The 12952-nt window shown below is 69.6% G+C and carries 11 protein-coding genes; 5 read left to right on the top strand and 6 right to left on the bottom strand.

Annotation, left to right across the window (positions count from 1 at the left end; genetic code table 11):
- Positions 1–6 precede the first annotated feature (6 nt).
- From glgA to EYW47_RS04825, 4 genes are all read left to right on the top strand, one after another.
- Positions 7–1500: a glycogen synthase GlgA gene (gene glgA, locus EYW47_RS04840; protein ID WP_133193749.1), complete on the top strand. Its 1494-nt coding sequence runs from the start codon at positions 7–9 to the stop codon at positions 1498–1500.
- Between the two features lie 193 nt (positions 1501–1693).
- Positions 1694–2569, top strand: a complete 876-nt coding sequence (gene pdxY / locus EYW47_RS04835; RefSeq protein ID WP_133193748.1) for a pyridoxal kinase PdxY — start codon at positions 1694–1696, stop codon at positions 2567–2569.
- Between the two features lie 157 nt (positions 2570–2726).
- Positions 2727–3188 carry a hypothetical protein gene (locus tag EYW47_RS04830; RefSeq protein ID WP_133193747.1) on the top strand — a complete coding sequence of 154 codons (462 nt, stop codon included), beginning with the start codon at positions 2727–2729 and terminating at the stop codon, positions 3186–3188.
- 53 nt (positions 3189–3241) lie between these two features.
- Positions 3242–4510 carry a branched-chain amino acid ABC transporter substrate-binding protein gene (locus EYW47_RS04825; protein ID WP_133193746.1) on the top strand — a complete coding sequence of 423 codons (1269 nt, stop codon included), beginning with the start codon at positions 3242–3244 and terminating at the stop codon, positions 4508–4510.
- On the opposite strand, the gene EYW47_RS04820 is transcribed toward EYW47_RS04825, so the two are convergent.
- The 3 genes from EYW47_RS04820 to EYW47_RS04810 all read right to left on the bottom strand — a co-directional run bounded on the left by EYW47_RS04820 (position 4467) and on the right by EYW47_RS04810 (position 9254).
- Entirely contained in the window at positions 4467–6590 is a 2124-nt protein-coding gene (locus EYW47_RS04820; RefSeq protein WP_133193745.1) for a DUF3857 domain-containing transglutaminase family protein, read from the bottom strand. The genes EYW47_RS04825 and EYW47_RS04820 overlap by 44 nt on opposite strands.
- Positions 6591–6703: 113 nt before the next feature.
- Positions 6704–7870 carry a helix-turn-helix transcriptional regulator gene (locus tag EYW47_RS04815; protein ID WP_133193744.1) on the bottom strand — a complete coding sequence of 389 codons (1167 nt, stop codon included), beginning with the start codon at positions 7868–7870 and terminating at the stop codon, positions 6704–6706.
- A 127-nt stretch (positions 7871–7997) separates the two neighbouring features.
- Positions 7998–9254, bottom strand: coding sequence for an aspartate aminotransferase type Ic (locus tag EYW47_RS04810; RefSeq protein ID WP_240763545.1), 1257 nt, complete (start codon positions 9252–9254; stop codon positions 7998–8000).
- A 166-nt stretch (positions 9255–9420) separates the two neighbouring features.
- On the opposite strand from EYW47_RS04810, the gene EYW47_RS04805 reads away from it, so the two are divergent.
- On the top strand, positions 9421–10290 hold the full coding sequence (locus EYW47_RS04805) for a LysR substrate-binding domain-containing protein (protein ID WP_133193743.1): 870 nt from the start codon (positions 9421–9423) through the stop codon (positions 10288–10290).
- Positions 10291–10383: 93 nt separating this feature from the next.
- Here EYW47_RS04805 and EYW47_RS04800 read toward each other — a convergent pair whose 3' ends face one another.
- From EYW47_RS04800 to EYW47_RS41710, 3 genes are all read right to left on the bottom strand, one after another.
- The gene (locus EYW47_RS04800) at positions 10384–11040 is read right to left on the bottom strand and encodes a hypothetical protein (protein WP_133193742.1); all 657 of its coding nucleotides are present in this window, start codon (positions 11038–11040) and stop codon (positions 10384–10386) included.
- Positions 11041–11415: 375 nt separating this feature from the next.
- The gene (gene hutC / locus EYW47_RS04795; protein WP_133193741.1) at positions 11416–12111 is read right to left on the bottom strand and encodes a histidine utilization repressor; all 696 of its coding nucleotides are present in this window, start codon (positions 12109–12111) and stop codon (positions 11416–11418) included.
- An 84-nt stretch (positions 12112–12195) separates the two neighbouring features.
- The coding region (locus EYW47_RS41710) for an aromatic amino acid lyase (protein WP_240763544.1) at positions 12196–12952 on the bottom strand (757 nt) is incomplete at its 5' end.

Genomic DNA, 12952 nt, shown 5'->3' with positions numbered 1-12952 from the left:
AGACCGATGACGATCCGCGTCCTGCATGTAGCCAGTGAACTCTATCCGCTGCTAAAGACCGGCGGTCTTGCCGACGTCACCGCCGCCCTGCCCGTCGCGCTGATCGAGCAAGGCGCCGATGCGCGCGTCCTGCTGCCGGGCTTCGCGAGCGTGGCCGCGGGCCTCGCCGATCTGCAGCCGATCGCGCGCCTCACGCGCACCTTCGGCGCGCCCGAGGCGTCGCTCGAGCTGGGCCGCCTGCCGGGCAGCGGCCTGGCGGTCTACATGATCCGCGCCGACACGCTCTATGCGCGCCCAGGCAACCCCTACCTCGACGCCGAGCAGGTGCCCTACGGCGACAATGCCCAGCGCTTCGCGCTGCTCGGCTGGGCGGCCGCACAGCTCGCCCAGCACGCCGACCCCGACTGGGCGCCGCGCATCGTGCACGCGCACGACTGGCATGCCGGCCTCGCGAGCGCCTACCTGCGCGCCGCCGCGCGCTCGCGCGGCCACGCAGGTCAACAAGCCGACCCGCAGTCCGCCGCCCTGCACACGCGCTCCGTCTTCACGATTCATAACCTCGCCTACCAGGGCATCTTTCCGGCCCAGCAGTTCGACATGCTGGGCCTGCCCGCGGACTTCTTCGACATGCACGGCGTCGAGTTCTACGGTCAGCTTTCATTTCTGAAAGCAGGCCTTTATTTCGCCGACAAAATCACGACGGTGAGCCCGACCTACGCGCGCGAGATCCAGACCGTCGCTCAGGGCTGCGGCCTCGAGGCGCTGCTCAAGGGCCGCGCGCACGATCTGGTGGGCATCCTGAACGGCGTGGACTATGCCATCTGGAATCCGGCCCATGACGATGCCATCGCCACGCATTACTCGGCCGCGCACATGAGCGGCAAGCCGCGCTGCAAGACGGCGCTGCAAGCGCGCCTGAACCTCGCGCAGCGGCACGACGCGCCGTTGTTCGGCGTGGTGAGCCGCCTCACCGAGCAAAAGGGCCTCGACCTGCTGCTCGGCGCGCTGCCCGAGATCGTCGGGCGCGGCGGCCAGCTCGTCGTGCTCGGCACCGGCGACGCCAGCCTCGAGCAGGGCTTCACGCGCGCGGCGCAGCAGCATCCCGATGCCGTGGCCGTCGAGCTCGGCTTCGACGAGACGCTCGCGCACGAGATCGTCGCGGGCGCCGACGTGATGGTGGTGCCCTCGCGCTTCGAGCCGTGCGGGCTCACGCAGCTCTACGCGCTCGCCTATGGCGCGCTGCCGCTCGTGCATCGCGTGGGCGGTCTCGCCGACACCGTGGTCGACGCCTCGCTCGAGAATCTCGCCGACGGGCTCGCCACCGGCTTCGTATTCGAACGCTTCGAGCCCGACGCGCTTGCGGCTGCGATCCGCCGCGCCTTCGCGCTCTACGCGCGCGGCCACGACTGGCGCGAGACGCGCGCGCACGGCATGCAGCAGGACTTCGGCTGGGCCGCGTCGGCGCAACGCTACATGGCGCTCTATCGCGAGCTGGCCTGAAGCGCGCAATCGAGGGCGTACTGACCGAAACATGCTGCCCGGTAGCGCGGGCGCTTCGCAGGACGATCCACGGCCATCGAGCCAACACGACGGCTGAACGCAACACTGCGCACACGCGGCCATCGACTGGGCGCGGAGAATTCGGTTATCGTTGCTGCACCGCGCGAATTTTCGCGCCCCCCACCGACCGCCCATGAAAAACGTTTTGAGCATCCAGTCACACGTGGTGTTCGGCCATGCGGGCAACAGCGCCGCTGTGTTCCCGATGCGCCGGCTCGGCGTGAACGTTTGGCCGCTCAATACCGTCCAGTTCTCGAACCACACGCAGTACGGCCACTGGAGCGGCAGCGCGATCGACGCCGAGCAGATGGTGGAGCTCGTCGAGGGCATCGGCGCGATCGGCGTGCTGCCGCGCTGCGACGCCGTGCTCTCGGGCTACCTGGGCGCGCCCGAGCAGGCGCAAGCGGTCATCGACATCGTGCGTGCCGTGAAGGCCGCCAATCCGCAGGCGCGCTACTTTTGCGACCCGGTGATGGGCTCGGTCAACGACGACGGCAATGGCTGCAAGGTCGAGCCCGGCATCCAGGAGTTTCTCGTGCGCCACATGCCGGAAGTGGCCGACGCACTGATGCCGAATCACAGCGAGCTGCAGCGGCTCGTCGGCCGCGAGATCGAGACCGCCGAAGAAGCCGTCGACGCCTGCCGCGAACTGCTGCAGCGCGGGCCCAAGCTCGTGCTCGTGAAGCATCTGCTCGACCGCAACAGCCCGGCGGATACCTTCAACATGCTCGTCGTGAGCGAGCGCGAGGCGTGGCTCGGCCAACGCCCGCTCTATCACTTCGCGCGCCAGCCCGTGGGGGTGGGCGACATCACGAGCGCCATCTTCGTCGCGCGCCTGATGAACGGCGATGCGCTGCGCCCCGCCTTCGAGCACACGCTCGCCGCCGTGAACGCGGTCGTGAAGACCACCTACGACGCGGGGCGCTACGAACTGGAGATCGTCGCGGCACAAGACCAGATCGCGCGCCCGCGCGAATGGTTCGACGCCTGGGCCTTCGACATGGCCTGAGCGCGTGGCCCCGGTGCGGGTGCCGGGTGCATGAGCTAACTGCAGCGCTAACTGCAGAGCTAACTGCGTGGCCGCGCGTCCTATAATGCGAGCCGCGTGCGCCATGCGCATTTCAGCATCTGGGCGCGAGGCCCACCGTTAGTGAAGAGATTGACCGATGTCCCACCCTATCCGCAGCGAACAGGAAGAGTATTTCGAGCAGCTGTGCCTTGCCGTCGACGCCGGCGAGACGCACGAGCAGGAAGCGATCGAATACTTCGAAGAGCAAAGCCATGAAGCCGATTTCGATGCCGCGCAATGGCTCGACATCGCGCTCTACCACGCGCCCGAAGTGGCGCGCGGCATCATCGACCTCGTCGATGAGGAAGACCGCCAGCGCAGCGACATCGCGCAGACCATCGCCGACAACCTCGACATCGCCTATGGCGATGAAGACTGCGAGCGCTTCGAGGCCATCGTGCGCCTGGCGCTGGCCAATGGCGTGCCCGTCGATCTGGACGTCGTGCTCGACGGCTGCAACCGCGCCCTCGACGACCTCGAAGGCTGGGCGAACGAAGACACCATGGCGCCGCTCGTGCGCCTGCGCGAAACGCTCCTTGCGATGCAATCGGCGCATTGAGCGCACGGTGGCGATGGCGAGCAGGCGCGTTTGAGTTCAACACAGGAGTCACGATGAGACTGCGCCACGCGCCCCGCCGCTCGCTGCACCACCTGCCGCATCCCGCGCCAGGCTGGCCATTGCGGCCGTCGCGACGCACTGCGCTGCTCGCCGTCGTGCTCGGCGCGCTCTCGTGCGTGCTCGCCGCTGCGCCCGGCGGCGCTGCGCACGCGGCGGCGCCCGGCGCAGCGGCGTCCGGCGCGGCCACGCCGCTCACCGTGCGCATCGGCTTTGTCGCGCCGCTGAGCGGCGAGTACGCGGACTATGGCCACGACCTGCAAAACGGCGTGCAGCTCGCCCTCGACGAAGCCAACGCGCAAGGCGTGAAGATCGGCGATCAAACGGCGCACTTCGAGCTCGTTTCCATCGACGATCGCGCCGACCCGCGCCTGGGCGTGCAGGCCGCCGCGCGGCTTTCGAATCAGGACGTGGCCGCCGTGGTCGGCCACTTCAACTCGGGCACCGCGATTCCGGCTTCACGCATTTACGAGAGCGCCGGCATCCCTATGATCGACCCCGCCGCGACCAATCCCGTCATTACCTCGCAGGGCTTCGCCAACGTCTTCACGGTGATCTCGAACGACGCGCAGAACGCGGGCATGGCGGGGGCCTGGGCCGTCGACGTGCTGAAGGCGCGGCGCATCGCCATCGTCGACGACCGCAGCGCGTTCGGCCAGGGTGAGGCCGACGTGTTCGAGCGCACCGTGAAGGCGCACGGCGGCACCGTGGTCGCCCGCGAGTTCGCGGCGGGCGACTCCGGCGATGTCGTCGACTTCGGCCCGCAGCTCGCGCATATCAAGGCCGCCGACGCCGACCTGCTCTATTTCGGCGGGCTCGCCCGCCAGGCGGCGGCGCTCGTCAGGCAATTGAAGGCGCGCAGCATGAGCGCGCAATTCGTGGGCGGCGGCGGCGTGGCGATCCCCGAGTTCGTGCGGCTCGCGGGCCAGGCGGGCGAAGGCGCGCTCGCATGGGAGTACGGCCGGCCGCTCGCGCAACTGCCCGACGGCCCGCGCTTCGAGCAACGGTTCAAGAGCCGCTTCGGCGCCGATGTGCTCGCCTACGCGCCGTTCGGCTATGACGCCGCCTGGGCCGCCATTCACGCGATGGCGGCGGCGAAGTCGGCGAATCCCGATGCCTGGCGCGGTACGCTCAGAACGCTGTCGTTCGGCGGGGTGACAGGCCGCATCGCCTTTGACGAGCAGGGCGCGCTCAGGAACGGCGCCTCGACGCTTTATCAGGTCAAGCAGGGCGCCTGGGTGCCGGTGATGACGCGCGGCGGCTAAGGAGCCCCAGCGGTCCGCCTCGACCGATGCACGAAACGGCGGCGCACGCCACACTCGGACGTCCTTCTGCCTCGCCCCGCCGTTCATCGCCGGTCGTTCTTTCCCGCTTCGCACGCACGACGATCTGGGCGTGCGTATCGCGCTGCATGCGCACGAGCGCATCGCGCATTTGCGCGAACTGTTCAGGCGAACACATCTGCCGCCCAAACTGCGCGGAGAGCCGGCGCGTAACCTGCACCGTGCGCGAGGCCGGATCGAACACGTAGTGCGACGCGTAGTCGAGTCGCGCACCGTCCGCGAGCGCGCTCGCGGAGGTGTCGCGCGGCAGGTCCGTCACGCGCGCGAACGCGGGCAGCACGATTTGCGCGAGTTCCTCGAAATTGCCGCCCACGCAGGCCCATGGCTGCGTGCGCCGCGGCACCGCGAGCCATGCGTCGAGCTGCGAGGCGATGCCGCCCGTGAAGCTGCTCAACGCGGGCAGCGCCGTCGTGCCGTCGGGCCAGACGACATGCTCGAGCGTGCCGCTGACCGTAGCGGCGAACGGGCCGCCCGTTGCATCGAGCGCGCTCGTCGAAAGCCGCGCCGTGCCCGCGAGGCCAGTTTGGCGCAGGCGTTGCAAGGCGATCTGCTGCGCCTCTTGATGCGTCGCGCGGCGAAACGTATTGCGCTCGGGCTCCGCGCCCGCGCCCGTGTCATCCACGCGATAGCGGTACGCTGCGGCGCCGCTCGCCGCCACGTCGATTTCGAGCCGCGCCACGCGCTCGCGTGGCTGCGTGGCGGGCGTGCGCACGAGCACGCCGTCGTCGACGAGCAGCGCCGGGCGGTCCATCACACCGGCCGGCAGATAGCCGAACGCCACGCCGCCCGACGAGGTATCCGCGAACAGGCCCAGCTCGGGCAGCCACGCAATCGCGTGGTCGATCGCCTCCACGCCGTAGCCCGGCACCGATGGCAGCGTATAGACCGGACCGAGATTGAGCAGCGCCGCTTCGGCGCGAATGCCCACCGCCGCGAGCAGCGCCGTGAAAAGCGCGACGTGGTCCTTGCAGTCGCCGTAGCGCACGCGCAGGATGTCCACCGCGTGGTGCGGGGCCGCCGCGGTCTCGCCCAGAAAGAGCGCCACGTAGCGGATATTCAGGCGCATCCAGTCGTAGATGCGCGCGGCTTTCTCGCGCGGATCGTCGAGCCCCGCCGTAAGCGCGCGCGCGAAGGCCGCGATGGATGGATCGCTCGCCGTGGGATCGGCGGCGGCCTCGCGGTAGCGAGCCGCAAAGGCCGCGTAGTCGGGCACCGTCGTGACCATCAGGCGCGCGCCCCAGTTCACGCGCGCGACGGCGCCCGGCTCCAGCGGTGCGTCAGGGCCATGGCGATACTCGAAGGCGTAGCGGGTGCGGCCGTTCGCGCTGACGGGAGCAAGCGCCGTGTAGCCGCGCGCATCGACATGGAGCGGCAAGTCCGCGGGCAGATCGAAGACGAGACGCTGGAGCTCGACCGGCTCGCCCGGCGGCTCGGCGAAGTACGAGAACGTGCCCGCCTGCAGCGCCTTCGCGCGGCGCTTCGCCCACACGAGACGCACGCGCGAGCCCGGCTGCACGCCCGGGAAGATCACCGTGCGCAGCACGCCGTCCTCGAAGGTCGGCGCGCCCGCCGAGCGCGGCTCCTGAACGTCGCGGATCGCGCTCGGGGCCACCTCGTGCACCGTGCCGTCCGGGTCGACGGTCTGCGCCGAAAGCTCCGTGATCGTTTCGATATCCTTATTGAACCAGACATAGCGCTGCGCCACGGCGTCGACGCCTGCGGTGGTGTTGGCGCGCAGCGTCGAGTCGTCGTGCTCCTGCACCGAGCCGTCCTTCTGGACGACGAACAGATGGACGTCGCGCTCGAGCGTGGCGGGCGGCAGATCCTCGAGGTCAGCGAGATCTGAAGAATCGGCGCCTACGCCCGAGTCCGCCTGTGCGGCGGCGGGTGGCTGCGCGTGCGCGCATGGGACGGCGAACGTCAACGCCAATGCCAATGCCCATGCAAGAACGAACGCATCGGTCCCCGCCGGCCTGGCGCCGCGCCTCACGCGTTCCTTCATGCTTCGCGCCACTCCCCTCGTTGTTTCCTGCGTACCCTGCATGGGCTGCACGCATGGGCTACATCGTATCGTGAGCGGTGGTTGCCCGGTGCTCGGGTCTGCGGGCGCCGCGCTCAAGTCCGCCGCATCGGCGCCTCGTCCATCGTGCTGGCCGCGCTTGCTGGATTCGGCGCGCTCGCCGCGCTCGCCGCACTCGTCGCACTCGTCGCACTCGTCGCACTCGTCGCACGCGGCCAGGAGCTCGCCGCGAGCTGGCGTGCGCGCGCCGCGTCGCGCCACGCACGCGGGCTCGCGCCGAACTCGGCACGAAAAGCCGCGTTGAAGTTCGACAGGTCGTTGAAACCGCTCGCCAGTGCAATGTCGACGATCTTCGCCAAGCCTTGCCCGTTGCGGCCCCCTGGACCGTCGCCCTCGGCTTCCCCGGCGAGCAAGCGCAGCGCGGCGCCGCGCAGCCGCGAGCGCAGCAAGTATTGATGAGGCGTCACACCCGCGACCGCCGAAAAGGTCCGCAGAAAGTAGAACTCGCTCACGCCTGCCGCCGCCGCGAGGCTCGCAAGCGTATGCGGCGCATCGGGCGTCTCTTCGATCAGACGCAGCGTCGCCGCCACGCGCGCTGCCACGGCCGCCGCGGCCACCGATTGGCCCGAGCTTGCCGCTTGCATCGTTTGAGCCGTTCCGCGCACGTCCTTGCCGCTTGCGCTCATGCGCAAGGTCGCCACCGCGAGCGCAAGCGCCAGCTCGTCCCAGGCAGCGGGGACGCCCGCGCCACGCTCGAGCGCCTCGACATTCGCGCACGCGCGCGCCACGAGGGGTGCGAGCGCGCGCAGCGGCGGCACGCGCAGTGCGCTCCAGCGCCGCGCGCCGGGCGCGAGGCCCGCGGCGGCCGCCTGCTCGTCGAGCCAGGCGGGATCGAAGTGAAACGAGACGCAGCGGTCACCCGCGCCGTGGCGGTGGCCGCACTCGAAGCACGCGCCCGGCTCGCCCAGCATGAGCGCGCCGGGAGTCATCAGTTCGGGGGCGTGCGCGGCGCCGCGCAGGCGGCCGCCCTGCGCGCCGCCCGCCCCGCAGCGGTAGCCGAACGACCCGGCCGCGACGATCGCAAGGCACGCGCTCGTGTGGCGCTCCTCGTAGGGGCGGTCGGCGGGACCGAGCGTGCAGACGACGTCGTCGGCCTGCCAGCCCGGGCCGGCCGCGAGCGCGCGCACGACGGGCGCACGCGCCGCGCCCTCGCGCACGCGTTGCGCTATGGCGCGTTGCAGACCGGTGGCGAGAGCGGACACGTCGACCTCACGTGGACGATGGAACTCGCCTTTCGTTGTAGCACATCGTTTCGCCGCGTGCCGCGCCAGCCGCGAGCGCGGCTTCGTTGCCTTCGTGGGCCTTCGTGGCGTCAGCGCAGCGCGCCGGTCAAGCCGCGCGCGCGCCGCGCTCTTCGAGCGCGTGCAGCAGCGACACCGCAATCCCCTCGGCCGCGAGCCGCACCTCCTCCAGTGCCGGAAACGACGGCGCAATCCGCAGATGGCTGTCCTGGGGATCCACGCCATAGGGAAACGCCGCGCCTGCGGGCGTCAGCACGAGCCCGGCCTCGCCGGCGAGCTCGACGGTGCGCCGCGCGTAGCCCGGCGGCGCATAGAGGCTGATGAAGTAGCCGCCGCGCGGCACGTTCCAGCGAACCTGCGGCACATGCGAGAGACGCGCGCGGAACACCTCGTCGACGGCGGCGAACTTCGGCGCGAGCAGCGCGCGATGCCGCGCCATCAGATCCTCGAGCGTCGCGCGATCGCGCACGAAGCGCACGTGGCGCAACTGGTTGAGCTTGTCCGGGCCGATCGTGCGCACCGCGGCAGAGCGCTGCCACCACGCCACATTGCCCGGCGCGGCGGCAAGCCAGGCCAGCGCGCCGCCCGCGAACGTGACCTTCGAGAGCGAGGCGAACACGAGCACGCGCTCGGCATGCCCCGCCGCCGCGCAGGCCGCGAGCACGTCGGGCGTCGCGTGGCGCTCGTCGGTGAGGTGGTGAAAGCGGTAGGCGTCGTCCCAGAAGAGGCGAAAATCGGGCGCGGCGACGGGCATGGCGGCGAGCCTGCGCACCACGTCATCCGAATAAATGGCGCCCGTGGGATTGCTGTAGAGCGGCATGCACCACATGCCCTTCACCGACGCGTCTTCGCGCACGAGCGCCTCCACCGCGTCCATGTCAGGGCCATCCTCGCGCATGGGCACCGCGATCATGCGCACGCCCAGCGCCTCGCAGATCGCGAAGTGCCGGTCGTAGCCCGGCGCTGGGCACAGGAACGCAATCTCGCCCTGCGCGCGCCACGGCGCGCTGCGGCCCTCGCCCACCGGCACGCCGTGGAGCAGCGCAAACGCGAGCGCGTCGTGCATGAGCTCGAGGCTCGAATTGCCGCCCGCAATCACCTGCGCCGCCGGCACGCCGAGGAGCTCGGCACCCAGTTCGTGCGCCTCGGGCAAGCCGGACGCGAGGCCGTAGTTGCGGCAATCGAAGCCGTCGCGCGCGCGATAGCCGCCATCGAGCGCATCGTCGAAGAGTCCCTGCGAGAGGTCGAGCTGCTCGGGCGCAGGCTTGCCGCGCGACATGTCGAGGCGCATCCGCAGTTGGCGGAATCGTTCGTAGTTCAAATCAACAGGCGGGTTCATCGACATGGGTTTTCCCGGCGTGAAAACGTGAAAGAGGCGCGAGACCGCAGCTCAGCGAGACGGCAACACAAGGCGGATCGTGCGGACCAGCATACGAGCGTCGCCATGTTCAGACAAACGCGTTATATTGAATGTTTCGATCAGTTTTTCTGATACCGCGCTTCGAAGACCCATGAAGACCCTCGATTTCGACGTCCTTGCGATGGTGGTGGCCGTGGCCGACGCCGGCAGCTTCGTGCGCGGCGCCGCGCTCGTGCACCGCTCGCAGGCGGCGCTCTCCATGCAGATCCGCGCGCTCGAAGACACGCTCGGCAAGCCGCTGTTCATTCGCGCACCGCGCAACGTCACGCCCACGCCGGACGGCCACACGCTGATCGCCTATGCGCGGCGCATGCTCGCCCTGCGCGACGAGGCGTGGGCCTCGCTCGCGCACCCCGAGGTCACGGGCCGCGTCTCGATCGGCATGCCCGACGACTACGCCTCGTCGCTGTTGCCGCCCGTGCTGCGCAAGTTCTCGGCGAACTGGCCGAAGGTGGAGATTCAGGTGGTCGGGTTGCCGAGCAGCGCGCTCGCGCCGCTCGTGCGCGACAACGAGATCGATCTGGCCTGCGTGACGGGCACGCGCGGCCTCGCCGGCGAATTCATCCGTTTCGAGCCGATGGTCTGGGCCGGGCCGCCCGCCAGCGCGAGCGCGGCCATCGGCCGGGAGATCTGGCGCGAGCGGCCCCTGCCCATCGCGCTGTTCAGCGCGGGCAGCGTCGCGCGCTCGAACGCAATTGCCGCGCTGGAGCGCGAAAAGATCGCCTATCGCACGTCTTACGAAAGCCCGAGCCTGATGGGCCTGTGCAGCATGGTGGCGGCGGGTCTCGCGGTCGCGCCGCTCGCGCGCTGCGCGGTGCCCGCAACCTTCGTCACGCTGGGGCGGCAGCACGGCCTGCCGGAATTGCCGGAGCTCGAAGTGGTGCTCGCGCGCAGCGCCCGCTCGAACCGGCCGCCGTGCGACTTTCTCGCCGAGCAGATTCTTGCGGAGCTGCGTGTCTGAGCCGCCGCTCCAACACGGCGCGCTTGCGGCGTAGCGCTGCGCCGGCGCGGCTACACACCAGTCGTGTGCGCCGTTCGCCGGAGGCAGTCGGGATCAGTCGTCGGTGGATCGAGTGAGCAGCGCGTGGAGCCGCGTGATGTGGCGCAGCAGCAGCTCGCGATGCTTCTCGATCTGCTCGAGCCGGCCCTCGAGGTCGGCACGCGCGCGCTCGTCGTGCTCCGCGTAGGCAATTACGTCTTCGATGCGCGCGCGCAGCGCCTCCGGCTCCACCGGCAGCATGCTCAAATGTCGTTCGAGCTTGCGCACATCCTGCGCGGCCAGCTCCAGAATCTTGCGCGTGCCAGCCATGCGCCGCTGCGCATCCTGTGCGGCCGCGCTCTGCGCGCGCCGGGCGTCCGCGCCATGGCCGAAGATCGGCTCGGTGCGCAGCACCGGCGCCTTGCGCACCGGATGCGCGGTGCCGCGAAAGCGCCCTCGCGGCGTTTCGTCGGCGATTGCGTCGCGCGCCTCCTGGGGCACGTCGCCCGTGCCGTGCGGCTCGTCCATCCAGCCTTCGGGCAAGCCCGTGACAGCCTCCACGCCGCGCACGAACTCCGCGCTGAAATCGCGCTGCCCCGAAGTGATCAGCTTCATGTGGCTCGCGGAAAACGTCATCATCCTCGCGAGCCGCGTGACCGCGCCCACTTCACGCGTGAGCAGCGCGAGGTTCGCGCGCCAAACGGGCATGAGCGTTGCGCCGGAATCTTCCATCGCCGAGGTCCTCCCTCTTGGGCAAAGCTTGCTTCGCCGATGCCTGAAGGTTAGCCGCATCGCAAGGCAAGACGCAACCCGCGCGCCACGCTGTGGTAAGGAAGATGAGAGAAAACCCGCTGAATGACGGGACGAAGGCACACGCGCAGCCTTGCGCGCGGCGCGATAAGCAGGGTCGCAACGTTTGAGTGACGCGTGCCGGCAACACACCGCCCGCTCAGGCGGACCAACACGATGAAACCTGGCGGCACACTATTGCTTCGGAGCGCCTGGCATCTGCAAGCCCATCGGGCGGACCGGATGCGTGAATGAAGCTGCGCGAATGAACCTGAAAGCGCAGGGCAAACAGGCTGGAGGCGGACTGGAAGCGCGCGCCTAGAAATGCCCCGTGAAGCGATACCGGCTACCCGGATGCCACAGGTTCGCCACCGAAGCCACGCGCCCGCTCGAACGGGTGCGCCGGTGCAGCACGAGGCACGGCTCGACCTCGGCCATCTTGAGCCGCGCGCGGGTATCGGCCTGCGGCGAGAGCGCCTCGATGCGGTACTCCACGGCCTGGAGCGGCGCGACGCGCATCAGATAGTGGTTCGGCGTGGTCGACGTGAAGTCCTGCTGCGCATAGTCCGGCGCGACGGCCGGATTGACCCAGCGTTCCTCGAGCTGGACGGGCTCGTCGTTCTCGAAATGCAGCATGCGCGAGTAAAAGACCTTGTCGTTCGCGCGCAGCCCCATTTCGATGGCGAGCGCCTCGTCGGCGGGCAGCACGCCGATCTCCAGCACTTCGGCGCGGTAGCCGTGCCCGCGCGCGAGCACTTCGTCGGAGATGCTGCGGATCGCCACCAGCGTGGACTCGTACTTGGGACGCGCGACGAAAGTGCCCGCCCCTTGCACGCGCGTGAGGACCTGCTCGGCGGTGAGCTCGCGCAGCGCGCGGTTCACCGTCATGCGCGCGACCTTGAACTCGCGCGCGAGCTCGTTCTCCGAAGGCACCTGGTCGCCCTCGCTCCACTCGCCCGCGTGGATGCGCGCGAGAATGAAGTCCTTGATGCCCTGATATGCGGGTGCGTTCATCGCCTGCTCGAATGCGCCAGGGGGTCGACGTGCGCTTCATGCAGCACTGCATGCCAACCCCCGACAGTATCGCCACCGTTTCCGTTAGCGCGCTTCCGACTCGAACACGAACGGGCTGTGCGCCGCGATTGCGCCGTTCTGCACGAGCTGCGTCATGGCTGCGATATCGGGTGCGAAGTAGCGGTCCAGATCGTAGTGCGGCACCTCGCTGCGCACCGACTGCATCACCTTTTGCAGCGCCGGGCTGGTCGCGTGCGGTGCGCGCAGGTCCACGCCCTGGGCGGCGGCAAGCAACTCGATCGCGAGGATGTTGGCCGTGTTCTCGGCGATGTCGCCGAGCTTGCGCGCGGCGAAGGTCGCCATCGACACGTGGTCTTCCTGGTTCGCCGAGGTCGGCAGCGAATCGACCGAAGCCGGATGCGCGAGCGTCTTGTTCTCCGAAGCCAGCGCCGCTGCCGTCACGTGCGCGATCATGAAGCCCGAGTTCACGCCACCGTCCCTCACGAGGAAAGGCGGCAGGCCCGAGAGCGTCGCGTCGATCAGCAGTGCGATGCGGCGCTCGGCGAGCGCGCCGATTTCGGCGGCGGCCAGCGCGAGATTGTCAGCGGCGAACGCCACCGGCTCCGCGTGGAAGTTGCCGCCCGAGATGACTTCCTTCGTGTCCGGAAAGATCAGCGGATTGTCCGAGACCGCGTTGGCTTCGATGAGCAGCACTTGCGCGGCGTGGCGCATCTGGTCGAGGCACGCGCCCATCACCTGCGGCTGGCAGCGCAGCGAGTACGGGTCCTGAACCTTGCCGCAGTCGCGGTGCGAGAGGTTGATCGACGAGCCCTCGAGCAGG

This window comes from Paraburkholderia silviterrae, from assembly GCF_004353915.1.
Lineage (GTDB): Bacteria > Pseudomonadota > Gammaproteobacteria > Burkholderiales > Burkholderiaceae > Paraburkholderia > Paraburkholderia silviterrae.
Note: the sequence above shows the minus strand (reverse complement) of the source record. Positions and strands in the feature narration are given on the sequence as shown.